At 70.2% G+C, this 22,433-nt stretch carries 15 protein-coding genes; 9 read left to right on the forward strand and 6 right to left on the reverse strand.

Features of this window, described 5'->3' with window-relative positions:
* Positions 1–30 precede the first annotated feature (30 nt).
* The 6 genes from ACWGR4_RS45280 to ACWGR4_RS45305 form a co-directional block, all read right to left on the reverse strand.
* Entirely contained in the window at positions 31–1,749 is a 1,719-nt protein-coding gene (locus tag ACWGR4_RS45280) for an alkyl sulfatase dimerization domain-containing protein (protein WP_379995283.1), read from the reverse strand.
* A gap of 26 nt (positions 1,750–1,775) precedes the next feature.
* On the reverse strand, positions 1,776–2,339 hold the full coding sequence (locus tag ACWGR4_RS45285; RefSeq protein ID WP_379995281.1) for a GNAT family N-acetyltransferase: 564 nt from the start codon (positions 2,337–2,339) through the stop codon (positions 1,776–1,778).
* A 103-nt stretch (positions 2,340–2,442) separates the two neighbouring features.
* Positions 2,443–4,011, reverse strand: coding sequence for a signal recognition particle protein (gene ffh / locus ACWGR4_RS45290; RefSeq protein ID WP_395788080.1), 1,569 nt, complete (start codon positions 4,009–4,011; stop codon positions 2,443–2,445).
* A 113-nt stretch (positions 4,012–4,124) separates the two neighbouring features.
* Positions 4,125–6,467 carry a [protein-PII] uridylyltransferase gene (locus ACWGR4_RS45295; RefSeq protein WP_452131069.1) on the reverse strand — a complete coding sequence of 781 codons (2,343 nt, stop codon included), beginning with the start codon at positions 6,465–6,467 and terminating at the stop codon, positions 4,125–4,127.
* 113 nt (positions 6,468–6,580) lie between these two features.
* On the reverse strand, positions 6,581–6,919 hold the full coding sequence (locus tag ACWGR4_RS45300) for a P-II family nitrogen regulator (protein ID WP_078975244.1): 339 nt from the start codon (positions 6,917–6,919) through the stop codon (positions 6,581–6,583).
* Positions 6,916–8,229 carry an ammonium transporter gene (locus tag ACWGR4_RS45305; protein ID WP_379995275.1) on the reverse strand — a complete coding sequence of 438 codons (1,314 nt, stop codon included), beginning with the start codon at positions 8,227–8,229 and terminating at the stop codon, positions 6,916–6,918. The genes ACWGR4_RS45300 and ACWGR4_RS45305 overlap by 4 nt, the downstream gene beginning before the upstream one ends.
* Positions 8,230–8,873: 644 nt before the next feature.
* Between ACWGR4_RS45305 and ACWGR4_RS45310 the strand changes: the two genes are divergently transcribed.
* The 9 genes from ACWGR4_RS45310 to ACWGR4_RS45350 all read left to right on the forward strand — a co-directional run bounded on the left by ACWGR4_RS45310 (position 8,874) and on the right by ACWGR4_RS45350 (position 22,292).
* Positions 8,874–9,824 carry an ABC transporter permease gene (locus ACWGR4_RS45310; protein WP_078975246.1) on the forward strand — a complete coding sequence of 317 codons (951 nt, stop codon included), beginning with the start codon at positions 8,874–8,876 and terminating at the stop codon, positions 9,822–9,824.
* Positions 9,821–10,723, forward strand: coding sequence for an ABC transporter permease (locus ACWGR4_RS45315; protein WP_379995273.1), 903 nt, complete (start codon positions 9,821–9,823; stop codon positions 10,721–10,723). Before ACWGR4_RS45310 ends, ACWGR4_RS45315 begins: the two co-directional genes overlap by 4 nt.
* 128 nt (positions 10,724–10,851) lie before the next feature.
* A complete protein-coding gene (locus tag ACWGR4_RS45320; RefSeq protein WP_379997264.1) occupies positions 10,852–11,931 on the forward strand; it encodes an ABC transporter ATP-binding protein in 1,080 nt (359 codons plus the stop codon).
* Positions 11,928–13,070, forward strand: a complete 1,143-nt coding sequence (locus ACWGR4_RS45325) for an ABC transporter ATP-binding protein (RefSeq protein WP_452131068.1) — start codon at positions 11,928–11,930, stop codon at positions 13,068–13,070. The genes ACWGR4_RS45320 and ACWGR4_RS45325 overlap by 4 nt, the downstream gene beginning before the upstream one ends.
* 211 nt (positions 13,071–13,281) lie before the next feature.
* Positions 13,282–14,883 (forward strand): ABC transporter substrate-binding protein, encoded by a 1,602-nt coding sequence (locus tag ACWGR4_RS45330; RefSeq protein WP_379995269.1) that lies wholly within the window; start codon positions 13,282–13,284, stop codon positions 14,881–14,883.
* Between the two features lie 339 nt (positions 14,884–15,222).
* On the forward strand, positions 15,223–16,839 hold the full coding sequence (locus ACWGR4_RS45335; protein WP_452131067.1) for an ABC transporter substrate-binding protein: 1,617 nt from the start codon (positions 15,223–15,225) through the stop codon (positions 16,837–16,839).
* A 215-nt stretch (positions 16,840–17,054) separates the two neighbouring features.
* Entirely contained in the window at positions 17,055–18,662 is a 1,608-nt protein-coding gene (locus tag ACWGR4_RS45340) for an ABC transporter substrate-binding protein (RefSeq protein WP_379995265.1), read from the forward strand.
* 146 nt (positions 18,663–18,808) lie between these two features.
* The gene (locus tag ACWGR4_RS45345; protein WP_379995263.1) at positions 18,809–20,395 is read left to right on the forward strand and encodes an ABC transporter substrate-binding protein; all 1,587 of its coding nucleotides are present in this window, start codon (positions 18,809–18,811) and stop codon (positions 20,393–20,395) included.
* 355 nt (positions 20,396–20,750) lie between these two features.
* Complete coding sequence (locus ACWGR4_RS45350) at positions 20,751–22,292, forward strand: ABC transporter substrate-binding protein (protein WP_379995261.1); 1,542 nt, start codon at positions 20,751–20,753, stop codon at positions 22,290–22,292.
* Positions 22,293–22,433 lie beyond the last annotated feature (141 nt).

Below are 22,433 nucleotides of genomic sequence, written 5' to 3' on the forward strand. Positions count from 1 at the left end.
CACCCGGCGGGGGCGCTCGTCGTGCGGGGGTCAGCGCAGCGTCAACTCGGTGGGCCTGCGCGGCTGGAGCGGGTCGAACAGGTCGAGCAGGGCCGCCGCCTCCGCCGCGCCGCCCCGGATCGCCCGGGCGTCCCCGCCGGCCAGCGCGCCGCGCAGATCGGTCCGGCCCAGATGCAGCGACTCCACGGTCTCGCGCGGCAGTTCGAGCACCACGGCGGCGTCCGCCGGGATCTCCCGCAGGAAGCGGGCCACGCCGCGATGGATGTGCAGCGCCACCTCCTCCTCGCCGTGCACACCGCCGAGCACCCGCCAGCCGAGCACGGTGTCCACCTCCAGCGCCTCCTCCGCGCGCAGCCGGGTGGTGTACAGCTCGATCAGCCACGCCGCCGGGATCCGGGCGACCAGGTCCCTGGGCGCGAAGACCGCGGCGAAGTTGATCAGCGGCAGGATCGGCTGGATCCGGTCCTCCAGCTCGTCCGCGCTGGTCAGGTACCAGTTGCGCCAGTTGACGTTGAGCTGGGCATAGCCGAGTCGGCGAAACGCGGCGGCCTTGACGGCGCGCGCGTCCGTGTCCTCGCGGTCGATCCGGGTCAGGTGGGTGGCCAGCTCGGCCGCCCACTGGTACTCGCCCGCCTCGTACGCCTCGGTCGCCGCGCCGAGCACCCGCTCCCGGCCGCCCATCAGGGCCACCGTCCGGCGCGCGTGTTCGGCCCGGGGCAGCGGATCCAGGTCCACCGGATCGCCGCCGAACCAACCGAGGTAGCCGAAGAAGATCTGCCGCACGGTGTGCTTGACGGTGCCGTAGTACTCCCGCGCGTACGGCGCGTACGAGGCCAGGTGTTCGGGCAGTTCGATCGTCTCGGCCAACTCGTCCGGGGTCAGCCCCTCGTTCATCCGGCGCACGGTCTGGTCGTGGATGTACTGGATGCAGTCCCGCTCCACGGCCAGCACCTCGGCGACCCGGTCCGCCCCCGACACCGGTTGCCCGTGGCTGGGGATCAGGTGCGCGGCCCCGTGTGCGCGCAGCGCGTCGATGCTGCGCACCCACTGCATCGGGTCGCGGTAGCGGCACCCGCGCAGGGTGTGGATGTTGGGCAGGGTCGGTCCCTGAATGGTGTCGCCACACAGCAGCACGTCGCTGTCCGGCAGGTACACGCTGATCGCGTCGTCGGTCTCGCCGGGATTGTGGAACAGCCGCAGCCGCACCCCCGCGACCTCGGTCTCCAACGCGTCGCCCACCAGTACGGTGGGCATCACGAACGACGGCGTGCCCACCCCGGCGTGCGGGCCGACCGCGTCGTTGACGCCCTCGGTGTCCGAGGGGCCGAGGAGGTTGCCGAGCGAGTACACCGAGCGCAGGCCCATGATGTGCAGCGTGGGCCCGGACTGGTCGGTGAGCGCGGCCAGGAAGGTCCGGTGCGCGTACACGTCCACGTCGGGCGTCGCGGCCCAGTGGCTCAGCCCGTTCACATGGTCGGGGTGGTGGTGGGTGACCACCACGGCCCGCACCGGGGCCCGGGGGTCGCGCAGTTGCGGTCGCAGTTCGGCCTCGATCACCGCGGCCAGGTCCGCCCCGCTGCCGGTGTCGACCACCACCAGTCCCTCGGGGCCCTCGATCACCGCGGCGTTGGCCGAGGACCAGCCCACGGCGACGTGCACGTGTCCGGCCACGGTGTATACGCGCTTGGCGAAGTGCGCGGTGTGCGCGGCGAGTTCTGGATGAACGGCAGGCTCGACCTCGTACGTCATGGGCGGGCAGCCTGCCATGTCCGGCCCTACGAGGGAAGAATGGTCTTCTCCGCGCCCGGCCACTCCTCGGCGGTCAGCGCGAAGCGCTCGTGGTCGCGCCAGGCGTCGTTGATGAACAACATGCGCGGGGTGAAGCCCTCGTAGCGAAAACCCATCCGGCGCGCGAGCGCGATCGAGGCGTCGTTGCCGGGCTGCACGTTGATCTCCAGGCGGTGCAGCGCGAGGCCGTCCGCGGCGAACACCCGATCGATCACCAGGGCCAGCGCCTCGGTCATCCGCCCGGTGCCCGCGTAGGGCGTGTAGGCGTCGTAGCCGAGCGTCGCGTTGCAAAAGCGCGCCCGCACGATGTTCGAGACGTTGATCCGGCCGGCCAGGCCGCGCTCGGCGAGGTCGATCACCAAAAACGTGCGGAAGGTGTCGCCCTGGCGGCGGATCAGGTCCGGCAGGTCGTTCGGGTCGGCCGGGTTCCAGTGGGAGATGTGCTCGGAGCGGCGGATCGCCTCGGCGGAGGCGGCCGCGTCGGTCCCGGTCGGCGGTCGTACGCCCACCCGGCTCCCGGGCACGGTGTACAGGTCCATGGCCCCCGTCATCTCCATCCTCGCCTCGTCGTCCCAGCGGGTCGGGACCGCACCTGGGGGTGTGCCGCGACGTGGTTCGCCCACGTCGCGGCCCCCGCCCGCCTGTGCCCCGCCGCTACTTCTGCCCCGGCGGCAGGAAGTTCTTGAACTCGTCGGGCAGTTCGAAGTCGGCCGCGCCGCCGCCCGCGCCGTTTCCGGCCGGCAGCCCGAACGGGTTGGCGGCGCGCTCTTCGCGCCGCGCCGCCTCGGCCGCCGCCTCCTGCTTGCGCTTCATCGGGTTGCCCGACTGGCGCTTGCCCTTGGCCTGCTTGGGCGCCTTGCCCTTCTTCTTGCCGGCGCCGCCCATGCCCGGGATGCCGGGCATCCCCGGCATGCCGCCGCCCTTGGCCATCTGGCCCATCATCTTGCGGGCCTCGACGAACCGCTCGATCAGGTTGTTGACCGCGTTGACCTCGGTGCCGGCGCCCTTGGCGATGCGCGCCCGACGCGAGCCGTTGAGGATCTTCACGTCGGCCCGCTCGGCCGGCGTCATCGACTTGATGATCGCCGCAACCCGGTCCAGGTCGCGGTCGTCGATGTTGTCGATCTGGTCCTTCATCGCGCCCATGCCGGGCAGCATGCCGAGCAGCTTCGAGATCGAGCCGAGCTTCTTGACCTGCTCCATCTGCTGGAGGAAGTCCTCCAGGGTGAAGTTGTTGCCGCCGCCGTGCAGCTTCTCCGCGGCCTTGAGCGCGAGGTCCTGGTCGTATTTGGCCTCGGCGATCTCGATCAGGCTGAGCATGTCGCCCATGCCCAGGATGCGCGAGGCCATCCGGTCGGGGTGGAACGCGTCGAAGTCCTCGAGCTTTTCCCCGCTGGAGGCGAACATGACCTGCCGGCCGGTCACCGAGGCGACCGACAGGGCCGCACCACCGCGCGCGTCGCCGTCGAGCTTGGAGAGCACCACGCCGTCGAAGCCGACGCCGTCGAGGAACGCCTGCGCGGTGACCACCGCGTCCTGGCCGATCATCGCGTCGACGACGAACAGGATCTCGTCCGGCTTGACCGCGTCGCGGATGTCGGCGGCCTGCTGCATCATCTCGGCGTCGATGCCGAGCCGGCCGGCGGTGTCGACGACGACGACGTCGTACTGCTTGGTCTTGGCGAACTCGATCGAGTCGCGGGCCACCTTGACCGGGTCGCCCACGCCGTTGCCGGGCTCGGGCGCGTAGACCGCGACGCCCGCGCGCTCGGCGACCACGGAGAGCTGGTTGACCGCGTTCGGGCGCTGGAGGTCGCAGGCGACCAGGAGCGGCTGGTGCTTCTGCGCCTTGAGCCACTTGCCCAGCTTGCCCGCGAGCGTGGTCTTGCCCGCGCCCTGGAGGCCGGCGAGCATGATCACCGTGGGGCCGGTCTTGGCGAAGCGCAGCCGGCGGGTCTCGCCGCCGAGGATCCCGACCAGTTCCTCGTTGACGATCTTGACGATCTGCTGGGCCGGGTTGAGCGCGCCCGACACCTCGGCGCCGCGGGCGCGTTCCTTGACCCGGGCGATGAACTCGCGGACCACCGGGAGCGCCACGTCGGCCTCGAGGAGGGCGACCCGGATCTCGCGGGCGGTGGCGTCGATGTCGGCTTCGGAGAGCCGCCCCTTGCCGCGAAGGTTCTTGAAGGTCGCTGCGAGGCGGTCGGAGAGAGTGTCGAACACGTCGGCAGAGGTCCTTCGTCAGATACGGGTGGTGTCGGGCCCAGCCTAACCGCCCACCGAGCGGTCGTGACGGGGGCACGCGTCCCGGTTCCGCCGGCGGCGGGCCCGATCGGTCACGGCGCCAGCGCCTTCTCCAGGGTCCTGGCCAGGCCGCGGGCCTGGGCGGCGGCCAGCGGCGCACCGTCGGGGGCGACCACGTAGAAGGCGTCCACCGCGTCCGCGCCGTGGGTACCCACCCGGGCCTGCCGGACGCTGACGTGCGCATCGGCCAGGGCCTGGCCGATGCGGTGCAGCAGGCCGGGGCTGTCGGGCGCGCGTACCTCCAGGACCGTCGCGGTCGCGGACGCGTCGGGGATCACCTCGACCCGGGCGGGGGCGCGCGAGGCGCCGCGCCGGGGCGGGTAGGCGGCCTCGCGTTTGGCCAGCCGGGCGGCCACGTCGAGGCCGCCGTCCAGGGCCTTGCGCACGTCCTCGCGCAGCGCCGCCGGGTCGGGCAGCCGGCCGAACTCGGTCTCCACCGTCCATACCGTGACGCCGAGCGCGTCGACCACGTCGATCGCGGCCGAACGCACGGTGAGCCGGTGCAGCGCGAGCACGCCCGCCGCCAGCGCCAGCAGGCCGACCCGGTCGGCGGCGGCGATGGTCACCTCGGCGCCGAACGGCAGCGGCTCCAGGCGCACCACCGGCAGGTCGCCGGAGACCTCGGCGAGCACGATGCGCTCGGCCGGCAGCGCGAGCGCCTCCGGTGCCGGGCGGCCGGCGAACACCGCCCTGGTCCGGGCGACGAGGTCCCGGACCAGGGCGTCCCGCCAGTCGCTCCACGCGGCGGGTCCGGTGGCGGCGGCGTCGGCCTCGGTGAGCGCGTGGAGCAGTTCGAGGGTTTCCACGCTGCCCACCGCCTCGGCGAACGCCGCCACGGTGGTCGGGTCGTCCAAGTCACGCCGGGTCGCGGTGTCCACCAGGAGCAGGTGTCGGCGCACCAGTGTGCCGATCACGTCCACGTCGTCCTTGGCGAAGCCCATCCGCGTGGCCGCCTCGCGCGCGATCACCTCGCCGCTGACGCTGTGGTCGCCGGGCCAGCCCTTGCCGATGTCGTGCAGCAGCGCGGCCACCAGGAGCAGGTCGGGCCGGGCCACCCGGCGGGTGTGCGCGGCGGCCTCGACCGCGGTCTCGATCAGGTGCCGGTCGACGGTGAAGCGGTGGACGGCGTTGCGCTGCGGCCGGCAGCGCACCCGCTCCCAGTCCGGCAACAACCGGGTGATCAGCCGCCGCGACTCCAGCGCCTCCCAGACCGGCAGCGCGTCGCGCCCGGCGCCGATCAGCGCCACGAACGCCTCGCGCGCGTCGGCCGGCCACGGATCGCTCGGCGGCGGGCACTCGTTCGCCAGCCGGTCCACGGTGTGCCGGGACAGCGGCAACCCGGCCCGGGCCGCGGCGGCCGCGGCGCGCAGCAGCAGGACCGGGTCCCGGGCGGGCCGGGCGGCCTGGGCGAGCACCACCTCGCCGGCGTGCTCGACCACGCCCTCGGCCAGCGGCGTACGGGCGGACACCCCGGCGCGCGCCCGGCGCAACCGGCGCAGCCCCGCGCCCGCCTCGCGCGCGGCCAGCACCCGGGAGACCTCGCGCCAGGTCACGTCGCCGGCGTAGGCCAGCGCCCGGGCCGCCTCGGAGACCCGGCGCAGGAGGGTGTCCGCGTCGAGCAGGCCGAGCCGGCGGGCCACCGCGTCCTGTTCCTGGAGCAGCAGCCGGTCCGCGCCGCGCCCGGTGACCAGGTGCAGCGCGTCGCGCACGTCGAGCAGCGTGGCGCGGGCGGCGTCCACCTCCTCGTGCGGGGCGTCCGCGATCCAGGAGGCGGAGATCGCGCGCAGCGCGGTGGCGTCGCGCAGCCCGCCGCGGGCCTCCTTGAGGTCGGGTTCGAGCAGGAAGGCGACCTCGCCGTGGCGTTCCGCGCGCTCGCGGCCGGCCCGCTGCAGTTCGGGCAGCCGCTTGACCGCTGCGGCGCGCCACGCGGTGAACATCGACGTGCGCAGCGCGGCGGTGGGTTCGGGGTCGCCGGCGATGTGCCGGATGTCGAGCAGGCCGGTCTGTACCCGCAGGTCGTCGGCGGCGGCCCGGCGGGCCTCGTCGGGGGTGCGCACCGAGTGGTCGAGGGCGATGCCCGCGTCCCAGACCGGGTACCAGATCGCCTCGGCGAGTTCGGCGACGCCGGCGCGGCCGTCGTGCAGCAGGACCACGTCGAGGTCACTGCCCGGGGACAACTCCCGGCGGCCGTAGCCGCCGACGGCGACCAGGGCCACGCCTTGCGACGGGGCGCCGGCGGTGGTGAACAATTCGGTCAGCCAGCGGTCGGTCAGTGCGCAGAGCGCCTGCCGGCGGGCGGCGCCGGCGGGCCCGGCCGGATCGGCCAGGAGGTCGTCCCGGGCTCGGGTGTAGCGCGAGCCGGCGGTCGGTTCCATGGTGACTGCTCCCTCGTTCACGGGCATCGGCGCGCGCCGCGCTCGACCCGAAAAGGCCGATGGCCGGACCCGTCCCCGAACACGCGCTTCGGGGCGGGACCGGCCATCGGGTCCTACAGGGCTTCCGGGCCGCGTTCGCCGGTGCGGACCCGGACCACGCTGTCCACGGGGACGATCCATGCCTTGCCGTCGCCGATCTTGCCGGTGCGGGCGGCCTTGACCAGGACTTCGAGCAGTTCCTCGGCGTCCTCGTCGTCGGCGAGCACCTCGATGCGCACCTTGGGCACGAGGTCGACCTGGTACTCGGCGCCCCGGTAGACCTCGGTGTGGCCGCGCTGCCGGCCGTAGCCGCTCGCCTCGGTCACGGTGAGGCCGTGCACGCCGAACGCCTGGAGGGCGTTCTTGACGTCGTCGAGCCGGTGCGGCTTGATCACCGCCGTGATGAGCTTCACGCATCCACCTTCGTGTCGGCGGGTGCCGCGGCACCCGCGCCGGTAGCGGTGCCGATGCCCGCCGTCGGTCGGGTGGAACCGCCGAGAGCGGCGAAGTCGTACCCGGTCTCGGCGTGCTCGACCCGGTCGATGCCGGCCACCTCGTCGTCCTCGGACACCCGGAAGCCGATGGTCTTGTGAATGACCGTGCCCAGGATGTACGTGACCACGAAGGAGTAACCGAGGACGGCACCGACGCCGATCAGCTGCTTGCCCAGCTGGTCGAAGCCCCCACCGTAGAACAGGCCCTTCGCGTCGCTCTGGACGTGGCCGGTGGCCAGCAGGCCGGGGGCGAGCGAGCCGATGATGCCGCCGACCAGGTGCACGCCGACCACGTCGAGCGAATCGTCGTAGCCGAGCCGGTACTTCAGGCCCACCGCCCACGCGCAGACCGCGCCCGCGACCACGCCGAGCGCGATCGAGCCGAGCGGGCTGAGCGCGCCGCACGCGGGGGTGATCGCGACCAGGCCGGCCACCGCGCCGGACGCGGCGCCGAGGGTGGTCAGGTGTCCGTCGCGGATCTTCTCCAGGAACAGCCAGCCGAGCATCGCCGCCGCGGTGGCGATCTGGGTGTTGATCAGGGCCCGTCCGGTGACGCCGTCGGCGGCCAGCCAGGAGCCGGCGTTGAAGCCGAACCAGCCGAACCACAGCAGCCCGGCGCCGATCATCACCAGCGGCAGGTTGTGCGGGCGCATCGGATCGCGCTTGAAGCCGACCCGCTTGCCGATCACCAGGACCAGGGCCAGTGCCGCGATGCCCGCGTTGATGTGTACGGCGGTGCCGCCGGCGAAGTCGATCACGCCCTTCTCGAACAACCAGCCGTCCGCGGCCCAGACCCAGTGCGCGACGGGGAAGTAGACCAGGGTGACCCAGAACGCGACGAACAGGGCCCAGGCGGTGAACTTGGTACGGTCCGCGACGGCGCCGCTGATCAGCGCGGGGGTGATGATCGCGAACATCAGCTGGAAGGCCGCGAACACCGTGACCGGGATCGTGTAGCCGTCCCACAGTTCCGCGACTCCGATGTCGCGCATGCCGTACCAGTCGAGATTGCCCACCACTCCGCCGAAGGCGTCCGTGGAGAACGTCATGGAAAACCCGTAGAGCACCCACAGCACCGTCACGACAGCCAGGCAGATGAAGCTCATCATCAACATGTTCAGGACGCTCTTCACGCGGACCATGCCGCCGTAGAAGAACGCCAGCCCGGGCGTCATGAGCATCACCAGTGCGGCGCTCAGGAGTACGAATGCGGTGTTACCCGTGTCCATACTCTGCCTCTCTTCTCCGTGGCCCCGGCCGACCTCCGGGAGCTCATGGGAAGGAGCTTCGGGGTGTGAGGTTTCACGCCGTGGCGCCCCGTGTTTCGCCGACGTGACGCTTGCCGCACGAGTGTTTCCGGCGGATGAACGTCCGCTCACGCCCCCGGACGGCCGGATCCCGCCGGTCACCGGACGCATCCGGGGTGGTCACCGGGAGCATCCACGGCGCCGACCCGCACCCGCCGAGCCGGTCACCGAGACCGTCTCGGCCGGTCGCAGGGAGTGTCCGAGGGATGTCCGCGAGGTGAGCGGAACGCGTCCCGCACACGGCCCGTCGACGACATCTGACGCACCGTCAGTTAGCTGCTCTCCACACCTTGTTCCCGCAGGTCGACACGTGCCGACGGCCGGCGGCGCGCCGGCTCGCGACGGACGTTTTCGACCCGCTAACGGTTGCGATGAATCCATTGACATTGATCGCGCCCACTGCCGTAATTAATCACCGCGCTTAACTGACGACCCGTCAAGGCACGTGTCACCACCGGTGATCCGGCCGACCCGGGCCTCGTCGCCTCGGCGCGGGTGTACCACCGCACGGAATGTTCAACAGACCTCGTCAACCGACCAGACCAGCGAGAGGGGGTGACACCGTCGTGTTGCGCCTGCTCGGTCGCAAGTTGCTGGCCCTGATTCCGGTGCTGTTCCTGGTCACCTTCGCGACCACGGCCCTGCCCGACCTGGTGGACGGTTCACCGGTCGCCCAGATGCTCGGCCCCGGTTCCACGCCGCAGGACCTGAAGGACCTGGAGCACGAGTTCGGGTACGACAAGTCGCTGCCCGTCCGATACGTGACGTGGGTGGGCGATGCGCTCACCGGCGACCTCGGGGAGTCCCTGAAGACCCGGACCTCCGTGATGGACGGCATCGCCGAACGTTTCCCGGTGACCCTGGAACTCGCCGTCTTCGCCCTGCTCATGGCCCTGATCGTGGCCGTGCCGCTGGGCGTGTGGACGGCCGCCAAGGCCGGCGGCCGAGTGGACCGTGTGATCGGCGGCGTCTCCTCCGGGCTGCTGTCCATCCCCACCTTCGTGAGCGTGTTCATCCTCGTCTACTTCTTCGCGAACCCGAAGATGATGCTCGCGTTCAAGCCGACCGGATGGGAGTACATCTCGGTCGACTTCGCCAAGAACATCGAGTTCGCATTCCTGCCCGCGCTCGCCCTCGCGCTCGCCGAGATCCCGCAGTTCCAGCGCCTGTTGCGCAGCGACATGCTGGCCACGCTGCAGGAGGACTTCATCCTCACCGCGCGCTCCAAGGGCCTGTCCACACCGTACGTGCTCTTCCGGCACGCGTTGCGGCCCTCGTCGTTCTCGCTGCTGACCGTCTCCGGGCTGACCCTGGGCCGGTTGATCGGCGGTACCGTCATCGTCGAGTCCTACTTCGCCATCCCCGGCCTCGGACAGGGCATGTACCAGGCGATCAACGGCAAGGACATCCCCGTCGTGCAGGGCACGGTCGTGGTCATCGCGCTGATCTACGTGCTGCTCAATACGCTCGTGGACATCGGCTACTCCCTCATCGACCCGAGAGTGAGGGCCCGATGAGCACACTCGAAACCGCCCCCGCCGTCGGCGAGACCCCCGCGACGGTGGCCGCCGCCAAGAGCGGCAAGGCTCGCAAGCGGCCCAGCTTCCTGCTCTGGTTCGCCATCGCGTGGATGGCCGTCGTCCTGCTCGGCGCGCTGCTCAGCCTGGTCGCCTCCGGCGTCTTCCCGCACGGGTACGACAAGGCGTTCGGCGAGGCCAAGCAGGCACCGTTCTCCAGCTGGCCGGAATTCCTCGGCACCGACGGCCTCGGCCGCAGCCACCTGACCCGGCTCGCCTTCGGCGCGCGCGTGTCGATGATCGTCGCGCTGGTGTCGGTCGTGGTCGGCGTGCTCGTCGGCGGCCTGCTCGGCCTGGTCGCGGCCTACTTCCGCGGCGTCACCGAGATGGTCATCGACCTGTTCTCCGACGCGCTGCTCGCCTTCCCGCCGCTGATCCTGCTGCTCGCGCTGTCCTCGGTGTACGAGCCGTCGCAGACCAGCATCACCGCGGGCCTCGCCGTGCTCACCATTCCCGGCTTCACCCGGTTGACCAAGGCGAGCGCGATCGCCCAGTCCAACCGCGAATACGTCACGGTGGCCAAGGCGATGGGCGCGGGTCCGGGCCGGATCATCTTCAAGGAACTGTTGCCCAACACCTTTCCCGCGGTGATGTCCTACTCGGTGATCGTGATGGCCGTGCTGATCGTCGCGGAGGGCTCGCTGTCCTTCCTCGGGCTCAGCATCCCGCCGCCGATGCCCAGTTGGGGCGGCATGATCAACTCCGCGAAGGACGATCTGTCGCTGTATCCGTCCCAGGTGTTCGTGCCCTGCGCCGTGCTGTTCCTGACCGTCTTCTCGCTCAACGTCATCGGCGACCGGCTGCGCGCGAAGTTCGACGTCCGCGACACCAAGCTGTAGCCGCGGCACCGGCGACGGCCCCCCGAACAGCCGTCGCCGGTGCCCTGCTTCGACCCCCATCACACAGACGGGACCGCTCTCATGAATGGGATCCAACGGCCGCGCGGCACGAAGGTGGCGTGGTGACCATGGCGGAGCCGACCACGACCGGCTCGCCCACGCCGGACGAGCCCCTGCTGCGGGCCGAGGACCTGCGGGTGCACCTGGACACCCCGCGCGGCCTGCTCAAGGCCGTGGACGGTGTGTCATTCGCCATCGAACGCGGCGAAACCCTCGGTCTGGTCGGCGAGTCCGGCTCGGGCAAGTCGATGCTGGTGCGCTCGCTGATGGGCATCTGCCCCTCGATCGCCAACATCCGGGGCAGCGTGCGCCTGGACGGACGCGAACTGGTCGGGGTGCCGCGCAAGGAGGCCCGGAAGATCTGGGGCAACCGGATCGCGATGGTCTTCCAGGACCCGATGACCTCGCTCAACCCGGTGTTGCGGATCGACCGCCAGCTCACCGAGTCGATGCGGCTGCACCTGGGCCTGGGCAAGAAGGAGGCCGGCGAGCGGGCGATCGAACTGCTCACGCTGGTCGGCATCCCCGAACCGCTCAAGCGCTCCCGGCAATACCCGCACCAGCTCTCCGGCGGCATGCGCCAGCGGGTGACCATCGCGATGGCGCTCGCCTGCGACCCCGACGTGCTGATCGCGGACGAGGCCACCACCGCGCTTGACGTGACCGTGCAGCGGCAGATCCTCGACCTGCTCCAGGAGATCCAGGCCGAACGCGGCATGGGCATGATCCTGGTCAGCCACGACCTGGGCGTGGTGGCCGGACGCACCGACCAGATCGCCGTGATGTACGCCGGTCGGATGGTCGAACACTCGCCCACCGCCGACCTGTTCGCGCATCGCCGGCACCGCTACACCGAGGCCCTGCTCGGCGCCGTGCCGCGCCTGGACGTACCGCGGGACCAGCGGCCGCGCGCGATCCCGGGCAGCCCGCCCGACCTGATCACGCTCGCCTCCGGCTGCGCGTTCGCGGCCCGCTGCGGCGCGGCCGACGACCTGTGCCGCGCGCAACGCCCCGAGCTGGGCGAGGACTTGGGCACGCATCGGTTCGCCTGCCACCACCCGGTCGGCACCGACGCGCCGGCCGACGGCGCCGCCTCGGGCACCGGCGCCGACGAGAAGCCGTCCCTGATGAAGGAGACCCCCGCATGACGGCCGACGACACCGCGCCGGGCGCGCTCGTCCTCGACGACAAGCCCGCGGCCGCCACGGGCACCGACCCGCTGCTCACGGTCACCGACCTGGTCCAGCGTTTCCGGGTGCCCGGCGGGATGATGAACGCGGTCGCCGGGGTCAGCTTCGAACTCGGCCGCGGCCGCACCCTCGGCCTGGTCGGCGAATCCGGCTGCGGCAAGTCCACCCTCGCCCGCGCGATCCTGCAGCTGACCAAGCCGTCCGAGGGCTCGGTGCGGTTCGACGGGCAGGAGTTGACCACGCTGCCCAAGGCGGGCCTGCGCACCATGCGCCGGCGCATCCAGATGGTGTTCCAGGACCCCATCTCGGCGCTGAACCCGCGCCGGAAGATCTTCGACATCGTCGCCGAGGGCCTGGTCATCTCCGGCCTGCCCGCCGAGCAGATCCGCCCGCGCGTGGAGGCGGTGCTGCGCCAGGTGGGACTGGACCCGGAGCTGGTCTCCGATCGCCGGCCGCACCAGTTCTCCGGCGGCCAGTGCCAGCGGATCGCCATCGCCCGGGCCATGGTCGTCGACCCCGACCTGCTGATCTGCGACGAACCGGTGGCGTCGCTCGACGTGTCGGTACAGGCGCAGGTGCTGGACCTGCTCGACGAGATGAAGCATCGCACCGGCGTGTCGATGATCTTCGTCGCGCACGACCTCGCGGTGGTGCGCAACATCAGCGACGACGTCGCGGTGATGTACCTGGGCACCATCGCCGAGACCGGGGACACGGCGGCGATCTACGACACGCCCGCGCACCCGTATACCCGGGCCCTGCTGGACGCGGTGCCCGCGCCCGACCCGGCGGCCGCCCCGTCCGGTCCCGCGCTCGGCGGCGAGATTCCCTCGCCGATGAACCCGCCCAGCGGGTGCCGGTTCCGCACCCGCTGCCCGATCGCGCGCGCGGAGTGCGCCGCGCATGTGCCCACGCTGCGCGAGATCGCGCCGGGGCACCGGGTCGCGTGTCACTTCCCGCTGGTGGGCGAGGCGGCGGTGTTCGCCGGCGAGGCGACCGCCGGCACGCCGAAGGCCGAGGCCGCGCCCGCCGCCGCGGAGCCCACAACCGCCGAACCGGCCGCGGAGCCCGGTTCCGAGGCCCCGAAGCAGGACTGACGCACCCTCGTCCGACGCGGTACGGCCCACGACCGGCCGTACCGCGTCGCTGTGCGTACACAGCCGTGTCCGGGCCGGCCGATCGGGGCCCGAATCGGGCCTCCCGCCCTCGATGCGGCACGTGTCGAGCTATAGCCTCACGGCGCTGACCGCGCTGTTCGCGCGGCAACCGGCCTCCGGCCGGCCTGCTCCACGCTTGAGGACGTTTTCTGTGGCACACGCACGACCTTTCGCCCTTCGGGCCCGCCGCCGCGCCGCCGCCGTCGTCGCCGTGATCGGCCTGCTGGCCGCGGCCGGCTGCGGCTCCGACTCCGGTGAGCCGCCCAGCGCGGCGGGCAAGCCCCGGGCCGGCGGCTCGCTGGAGATCCTGGCCACCTCCGACGCGCGCAGCCTGGACCCCTTCCTGCCCTCCTACGCCGCGCAGGCCGACGGCAACCGGATGGCGGCGCTGTACGACAGCCTGCTGTGGACGAACCCGGTCACCGGCTCCGTACAGCCGCAGTTGGCGGAGAGCCTGAGCCCGGTGGAGGGCGGCGGGAACAAGATCTGGAGCCTGCGGATGCGGCCCAATCTGAAGTTCACCGACGGCACCGTCTTCGACGCCGCGGCGGTCAAGATCAACTGGGACACGCACGCGATCCCCACCACCAACTCCCGCCAGCGCGACGCCACCGTGGGGGTGAAGAGCCAGATCGGCGCGGACGCGCTGGAGCTGCGGATCATCCTGGACAAGCCGAACGGCAACTTCGACCGCCTGGTCGCGCGCAGCCTGTCCTTCATCGCCTCGCCCAAGGCGATCGCCGAGGGCATCGACAAGCTCGCCGAACACCCGGTCGGCGCAGGACCGTTCATGCTGGCCCCGGGCGGCTGGGTCAAGGGCGACCACCTGACCCTGGTGAAGAACCCGACCTACTGGCAGGGTCCGGCCAAGCCGTATCTGGACTCCCTCACGTTCCGCTACGAGTCGGACGGCCTCACGGCGATCAACCGGGTGAAGAAGGGCAAGGCCGACGTCGCGAACATCAGCGACGCGTTCACCCTCAAGGCCGCGCGCGCGCTCGGGATCGGTGTCGAGTCACTGGCGCTGTCCGGCGGCCAGTTGCTCAGCTTCGACACCTCCGGCGGCCCGACCGCCAACCCGGAGGTGCGGCGCGCGATCGTGCTGGCGCTGAGCAGCGAGGAGATCAACCGGCGCGTCTTCGGCGGCGCCGGCACCCCCGCCCGCGGCATCTTCAACCAGTCCACCGCACTGGCCAATCCGCAGTTGTCGGCGCCCGAGAACAAGCCGCAACAGGCGGCCGAGCTGTTCGCCAAGGTGACCGACAAGGGCGCCAAGCCGATGCGGATCAAGTTCATCGCGCCCAAGAGCCCCGCGATCGACGAACTCGGCCGCTACATGAAGGAGACGCTGGAGAAGTTCCCCGGCGTCACCCTCGACGTGGAGACCGCCGACCTCTCCGAGTTCGTCAAACGATCGAATCTGGCCGATGCGTTCGACGTCAAGGTCAGCCAACTCCTCGCCGACGACCCGGAGCCGGTGGTCTACCAGTACCTGCACCGCGGCAGCCCGGGCAACTGCTGCTTCTACGGCGACGACGCGGTGGACCGGGCGCTGGACGAGGCGCGCAACACCACCGACCCCTCCCGCCGGCGCGCCGCCTACACCCAGCTCCAGCTGCAGTTGGACCGCGACATGCCGCTGTGGGTCTACCAGGAGGCGGTGGTCGCGGGCGCGTTCCACTCCGGGGTCACCGGCGTGCAGCTGTGCAACGACGGCATCTTCCTGTTCGACCGGCTCGGCAAAAAGGGCTGACTGGTCATCAGAAGTACAACGGTGACCCGATCTTGATGGACCCGTTCGCCGGAAGGCAGTAGAAAGGGACGGCGCCCTTACCAGTCGGTTCGTGGAGGCCGGGAATCATTCCTCGATTCCCGGCCTTCACGCATCTCGTCTCCAGGTCGCAGACAGTCGAGTACTCCCGTACACCCCGTACCACCGCACGACAGCACAACCGCACGGACGCACCACCATGCTCCACCCGGGGCACCGTCGCCCTCTCCCCCCGAGTCGGCCGGCGCCCCCGGCACCAAGCACGTCCGCCGCCCGGGCCCGGTTGCCCGGACGGTCCGTCAGGTGAAGGTTGGCCTTGCAGTGACTCGTACTTCCCTGTTGTCCCTTCGATCCTCGTGTCGTACCCACCGCCGAATAGTCGCGCTGATCGCGGCGACCGCGCTGGCCGGCGGCCTCGCCGGCTGCGGGAACGACGACGACACCAAACCGTCGGCCGCGGGCACGCCCAAGCAGGGTGGCTCGCTCACGATGAGCCTCCCGGGCGACTCCACGAGCCTGGACCCCTTCTCCACCTCGTACGTGAACGTCGCCGACGGAAGTCGGATGTCCGCGCTGTACGACTCGCTGGTGTGGACCGATCCCACCACCGGCAGCGTGCGCCCGCAGCTCGCCGAGTCGCTGGCCGTCCTCGGCAGCAAGGCCGACACGTGGCGACTCAAGCTCCGCCCCAACGTGAAGTTCAGCGACGGCACGGTGTTGGACGCCGAGGCGGTCCGCTTCAACTGGGACCGGCACAAGGACCCCAAGGTCGGTTCCTTCCAGCGGGGCGCGGCGAGCAACATCCTCTCGCTCACCGTCAGCGACCCGCTCACGCTCGACGTGAAACTGATCTCCGAGAACGCGAACTTCGACCACCTGGTGACCCGTTCGCTCGCGTTCATCGCCTCGCCCACCGCGCTGCGGGCCAGCCCGACCGGAATCGCCGACAAGCCGGTCGGCGCGGGCCCCTACAAGCTGGTGACGTGGGAGCGCGGGGTCAAGCAGACCTTCACCCGCAACCCCGACTACTGGCAGCGCGAGAAGGGGCTGCCGCACCTGGACAACCTGACCATCACCGTCGACACCGACGTCACCCACTCGGTGGCGGCGGTCGACGACGGCAAAACCGATCTCACCGTCGCGGTGGACCCCCTCGCCGTCGCGCAGGGCGAGGACAAGAAGCTCGGCGTGTTGCGGATCGGCCTCAACGGCGGCCAGATGGTCGTGTTCAACATGAACGTCGCGCCGTTCAAGGACCTGCGCGCCCGCCGCGCGTTCGTCTTCGCGTTCAGCGGCGCCGAGATCAACCAGAAGTTCTTCGGCGCCAAGGGCATCCCCGCCAAGGGCATCTTCGCGGCGTCCTCCCCCGTCGCCAACATCCAACTGGCCGCGTCGGAGAACGACAAGCAGCGGGCGAAGGAACTCTTCGACGACGTCACCGCGAACGGCACCAAGCCGATCAAGTTCACGTACTGGGTGCCGCAGGCGCCGGCCTCGATCCGGGTCGCGGAGTACATGAAGCAGGTGCTCGGCACGTATCCCGGCGTCGAGATGGAGGTCAAGGTTGTCGACATCGCGACCTACGTCAAAACCGTCCGCGGCGGCGGCAGCACCGAGTGGCAGGCCGCCCTCGGACAGCAGTGGATCGACGACCCGGAGCCGGGCATCTACGATCTCCTGCACGGCAAGAGCATGACGAACAACAGCGGTTACGAGAACGCCTCGGTCGACACCGCGCTCGAGGACGCGCGCAGGACGACCGACCCCGCGGCCCGACGTGACGCTTACACGCGTGTACAGCTGCAGGTGAACAAGGACATGCCGTTCTGGGTGTACCAGGAAGCGGTCACCGCCGCGATCTACGCCCCCAGGATCACCGGCGTCCAGCTGATGAACGACGGCATCGTCCTGTGGGACCGGATCGGAACCACCGGCTAGTCGTTCCACCCCGTCCCGCCCGGAATCCGTGAACCCGGGCGGGACGCCCCCGGCGCATCCGGGTCCGCCCCTCCCCCGAACCGCGGACGGGCCCGATCCCTCCGCCGATCCGCGCCCTCGCACCACAGCGCTACCGCACTTTTGGAACGACTGCACGACTGCACCGACGCACGACGCACGTTCGAACCCCACAGTGATAGGTAGGTAGGCCGGCAGTGGTACCCGATAAGAAGACACCCTTACCACCAGGACGCCGGGGCCCGCGCCGCCGGCTCTCGCTCGCCCTCGCGCTCGCGGCGACGACGGTGCTGGCCACGGCGGGCTGCGGGCTGGGCTCGTCCGGCTCCAAGGGCTCGTCCGGCGAGCCTCCACACGGCGGTTCGGTGACGATCCTGATGCCGGGAGAGGAACGCGGGCTCGATCCGTTCACCGCGTCCTACTCCAGCATCGCCGACTCGAACCGACTCTCCGCGCTGTACGACGTCCTCGTGTGGACCGATCCGACCACCGGCGGGGTGCGCCCGAAACTGGCCGAGTCGCTGGTGTCGGACCAGACCTCGCGGATCTGGACGCTGACGCTGCGCCCGGACGTGCGCTTCACCGACGGCAGCCTGCTCGACGCCGGCACGGTCAAGGCCAACTGGGAGGCGCATCGCGATCCTTCGGTGCGTTCGCTGGTCGGCGGCCCGCTGCAGAAGGTGCAGCTGACCGAGGTGTCGGCGCTCCAGCTCAAGATCGAACTCCCGTCTCCCAACGCGAACTTCGACCACACGGTCGCCCGCAACCTGTCGTTCGTGGCGCCCCGGCGGCTCGCCGCCACCCCGGAGGGCCGCTTCGAGCTCAAGCACGCGCCGGTCGGTGCGGGCCCGTTCAAGCTCAAGAGCTGGGAGCCGGGCAGGGAACTGCGTCTGGAGCGCAACCCCCAGTACTGGCAACACGATCGCCCCTATCTGGACGAGGTGGTCTTCCGGGTCGACAAGGACGCGGAGTCGGGCAACAAGACGATCCGCGCGAAGCGGGCCGACCTCACGCTGAGCACCGATCCGCAGAGCATCGCCCAGGCCCGCGCGGACGGGCTCGTCGTCGAGGACGCCCGGCTCAACGGCGGCCTGATGGTCGCCTTCAACGTGCGCAAGGGCCCCTTCCAGGACCCGAACGCCCGCCGGGCGGTGGCGCTCGCGCTGAGCAGTACGGAGATCAACCGGCGCTTCTACGGCGGCCGGGACGACTCGGCGCGGGGCATCTTCGACGCCTCCTCGCCGCTGGCGAACGTCAACCTGGCCGCGCCGGAGAACCGGCCGGAGGAGGCCAGGGCGCTGTTCGCGCAGATCACCGCGAACGGGAAGAAGCCGTTCGTCTTCCGCTATCTGGTGCCCGACGCGGGCAAGATGCGGGACACCGCCGAATACATCCGGCAGACCCTGGAGGGCTATCCGGGCGTGACCGTGATCGTCGAGGTCACCGACATGGCCTCGCTGGTGACCCGACTGGCCGGCAACGACTTCGACGCCACGGTGTGTCAGCTGTGGGCCGACGACGTGGAACCGACGATCTATCAGTTCCTGTACAGCAAGGCCGGGTTGAGCAATATCACCGGCTACGCCAACGACGTCGTGGACGCCGCCCTCGAGGACGGCCGACGCTCCACCGACGCCGCCTCGCGACGCGACGCCTACACCCGGCTGCAGAACCAGGTCAATCGTGATCTGCCGTTCTGGGTCTACTCGTCGGCGGTGATCGGAGCGGTGCACCGCTCCGACGTGGTCGGGATCCAGCTGTACAACGACGGGCTGATCCACTTCGACGCCATCGGGCGGCGCTGATGGACGGCTGACCCCACAAACCCGGCCGGGTGGCCGCCACGACGCCGCGTTTCGGGCGCCGCGGGCACCACCCGGTCGTGCACCACCGCACCACCACATCCGGTCCGAACGGGGACCGGTGTGCCTTGTGACAACGGAGGAGTCACATGAGCAAGCACCACGGCACCATCGCACGACGGCGTACGGCGACCCTCGCCGGCGCCTCGGTCCTGGCCCTGACCCTCGCCGCGTGCGGCGGTGGTGACGACGCCCCGGGCGGAAAGGCGGACCCGAACGCCTCGGCGGGCGCGAAGAAGGGCGGCAACCTCACCCTGCTGACCGTGTCCGACGCCCGCAGCATGACGCCGTTCAACGCGTCCTACGCGGCGGTCACCGACCTCAACCGCATGCTCGCGGTCTACGACGCGCTGTTCTACGTGGACAACACGCAGAACAAGGTCGTCCCGCAGATCGGCGAGAGCCTGAAGAGCGACGACGGCGGCAAGACCTGGGAGCTGAAGGTCAAGCCGAACGTCAAGTTCAGCGACGGCACCCCGCTGGACGCGGCGGCGGTCAAGTTCAACTGGGAGATGCACGCCAAGCCGGAGGTACTCAGCCAGCACCGCCCGGCGGCGTCCGGCCTGGGGTTGGAGGTGGCCGACCCGCTGACGCTCAAGGTCACCCTGCCGATGCCGAACGCCAACTTCGACCGCACCGTGGCCACGGAGTTGTCCTACATCGAGTCGCCCAAGCAGTACGGGATCGACCCGAAGGGCGAACGGCCGGTCGGCGCGGGCCCGTTCATCCTCAAGACCTGGAACCGGGACAGCCAGATGGTGTTCGAGAAGAACCCCAACTACTGGCAGGGCGCCGACAAACCGTATCTGGACACGCTGACCATCAAGGTGGTCAACGACGTCAAGCAGCAGGTCGACACGATCAAGGCCGGCGGCGCCGACATCACCTTCACGATCGACGCGCAAAAGACCAAGGCCGCCCAGGAAGCGGGCCTGGGCGTCACGCCGTTCACCCTCGACGGCGGCCAGATGATCGTGTTCAACACCTCGCAGGCGCCGTTCGACGACCCGCGCGCCCGCCGTGCGGTCGCGCTCGCGCTCGACCCGGCCGACCTGAACCAGAAGATGTTCGCGGGTACGGCGACCCCGGCCAAGAGCATCTTCCACAGCGGCAAGAACTTCACCGACTCCACCGCCGTGCAGCCGAGCCCGAACAAGGTCGAGGCGCAAAAGCTCTTCGACGAACTGGCGGGCGAGGGCAAGCCGGTCAAGTTCAACTACCTGGTCCCGGAGAACCCGACCTCCAACGCGACCTCCGAATACACCATGACGGCGCTGAACGCCTTCAAGAACGTCGAGGTCAAGCTCGACAAGGCCGAGGTCGGCAGTTACTACCTGCGACTGACGGTGCAGAAGAACTACACCGCGGCGCTCTACCAGATCTGGTCGAGCGACCCGGAACCGATCCTGTTCAACAGCCTGTTCTCGCAGACCCCGCTGAACTTCACCGGCTACAAGAGCCCCGAGGCGGACGCGGCGCTGATCAAGGGCCGCTCCACCACCGACGAGACGGTGCGCAAGGCCGCCTACGCGGATCTGCAGAAGGCGCTGGTCAAGGACCTGCCGATGCTCGCCTACCAGGAGGCGGTCACCAACATCATCTCCGGCCCCCGGGCCGTGGGTGTGGTCGGCGTCCAGGACGGTGGCATGCTGATGGACCGGGTCGGGCTGAAGTAGCCGATCCCGCGCGCCGGATCGACCCCGGCCGGATCCGACGCATCGTCACCGACGGTGTCCGGGAGGCCCGTTCGCACATCGCGGACGGGCTTCCCGGCCGGTTCCGCGGGGCCGTGCGGGGCAAGGTTCCGACACGATTCAACGACTGCCTGTAACGATGTAACAGATCGGCGTACAGGTCGTGCATGTTGCGCCGAGTGGATCTACGGTGTGCCGCACGCAGTACCGATTCGGCAGTCCCCGCTCCACGCTCCACGCTCAAGGCTCCCGGCACCACTTGTGTTGTTCCCCGGCGGAGGTGGCAAGAACGTTGTCTGCACGACGCACGACCGCACGTCGCACTGCTCTGGTCTCGATGACGCTGGCTCTCGGCATCACGGCCACCGCGTGTGGCGGTTCGGACGACTCGAAGTCCTCGGGCGGCAATCAGTCCGCGGTCCAGGGCGAGGCCAAGTCCGGCGGCGGCATGACCATGCTGGCCGTCCAGGACTCCGCCTCGCTCGACCCGTTCAAGGCTTCCTCGGTCGCGGTGGCGGACGAGCCGCGCCTGGCCGCGCTGTACGACCCGCTTTTCTACATAGACAAGGACAACTCGGTCAAGCCGCACCTGGGTGAGGCGCTGACCACCGCGGACAACGGCAAGACGTGGCTGCTCAAGCTCCGCCCCGGAGTCGTGTTCTCCGACGGCACGCCGCTGAACGCCGAGGCGGTCAAAACCAACTGGGACATGCACGCCAAGGCCGACGTACAGTCCCTGCACCGCCAGATCGCCGCCGGGCTGACCACCAAGGTGGTCGACCCGAACACCATCGAGATCACCCCGCTCGGCATGCCGAACGCCAACCTCGACCGGGCGATCGCGATCGACCTGACCTACATCGCCTCGCCCGCCTCGCTGGCCAAGGGTCCGGACGAGTACCGCAACCGGCCCGTGGGCGCGGGGCCGTTCAAGCTGGAGAGCTGGACGCGCGGCAGCCAGCAGGTCTTCGTCAAGAACGACAAGTACTGGCAGAAGGACAAGGGTCTGCCCAAGCTGGACAAGCTGACGATCAAGAACGTGCCGGACATCAAGCAGCAGTACAGCACGGTCACCAGCGGTGGCGCCGACGTGTTCGTCAGCTCCGACAACGCCACCATCGCGCAGGCGGAGAAGGAGATCGGCGTCGTCCAGCGCACGGTCGACGGCGGCCAGATGATCCAGTTCAACATGACCCGACCCCCGTTCGACGACCTGCGGGCGCGCCAGGCGATCACGCTGGCCCTGGACCCGGCCGGCATCCCCAAGACGCTCGCCAACGGCTACGTGCCGGCGAAGGGCTTCTTCGCCCAGAAGTCGCCGTTCTACGACCCGGCCGCCGTGCAGGCCGCACCGGACAAGGCCAAGGCCAAGCAGCTCTTCGACGAGCTGGAGCGGGAGGGCAAGAAGGTCGAGTTCAGCTACCTGCTGCCGCAGAACCCGTCGTCGATCAAGGTCGCCGAGTGGATGCAGACCCAGCTGGCCGACTACAAGAACGTGTCGATGAAGCTGGAGCCGCTGGAGATCGGCGCGTATGTCGAGAAGTACGCGTTCCGCAAGGACTTCCAGGCGATGCTCTTCCAGCAGTGGCTGGCCGACCCCGAACCGGTGACGTTCAACAACTGGTTCTCCAAGAGCCCGACCAACTTCGTCGGCTGGAAGAGCGACGCGGTGGACACCGCGCTGCTGACCGGCCGCAACTCCACCGACCCGGCCGTGCGCAAGAAGGCCGCCTCGGACCTGAGCAAGGCGATGGTCGCCGACCTGCCGGCGTGGACCTACGCGGAGTCCTCGATCGCGGTGATCTCCAACAAGAAGATCACCGGCGTCGTGCAGTTCAACACCGGCGTCTTCTTCATGGACCGGATCGGGTTCAAGTAGTCGCCGAACCCTCGCGCGCGTCGGCCCCCTCCCGGGGGCCGGGGGGGGGCGCCCCGCGGGCTCCGGGGTTGTCTGGGGGGTGGGCCGGGGGGCTGCGTGTAGGACGATCAGGCCGGAGACCGCGCGGGTCAGTACCACGTA

It is taken from the genome of Embleya sp. NPDC055664 (assembly GCF_053618075.1).

Excerpts from the sequence above, each read along its gene's own strand:
- ACWGR4_RS45350 (WP_379995261.1), top strand. The coding sequence starts at position 20,751 with ATGACGCTGGCTCTCGGCATCACGGCCACCGCGTGTGGCGGTTCGGAC.
- ACWGR4_RS45320 (WP_379997264.1), top strand. The coding sequence starts at position 10,852 with ATGGCGGAGCCGACCACGACCGGCTCGCCCACGCCGGACGAGCCCCTG.
- ACWGR4_RS45325 (WP_452131068.1), top strand. The coding sequence starts at position 11,928 with ATGACGGCCGACGACACCGCGCCGGGCGCGCTCGTCCTCGACGACAAG.
- ACWGR4_RS45285 (WP_379995281.1), bottom strand. The coding sequence starts at position 2,339 with ATGACGGGGGCCATGGACCTGTACACCGTGCCCGGGAGCCGGGTGGGC.
- ACWGR4_RS45280 (WP_379995283.1), bottom strand. The coding sequence starts at position 1,749 with ATGACGTACGAGGTCGAGCCTGCCGTTCATCCAGAACTCGCCGCGCAC.
- ACWGR4_RS45295 (WP_452131069.1), bottom strand. The coding sequence starts at position 6,467 with ATGGAACCGACCGCCGGCTCGCGCTACACCCGAGCCCGGGACGACCTC.
- ACWGR4_RS45345 (WP_379995263.1), top strand. The coding sequence starts at position 18,809 with ATGAGCAAGCACCACGGCACCATCGCACGACGGCGTACGGCGACCCTC.
- ACWGR4_RS45315 (WP_379995273.1), top strand. The coding sequence starts at position 9,821 with ATGAGCACACTCGAAACCGCCCCCGCCGTCGGCGAGACCCCCGCGACG.
- ACWGR4_RS45305 (WP_379995275.1), bottom strand. The coding sequence starts at position 8,229 with ATGGACACGGGTAACACCGCATTCGTACTCCTGAGCGCCGCACTGGTG.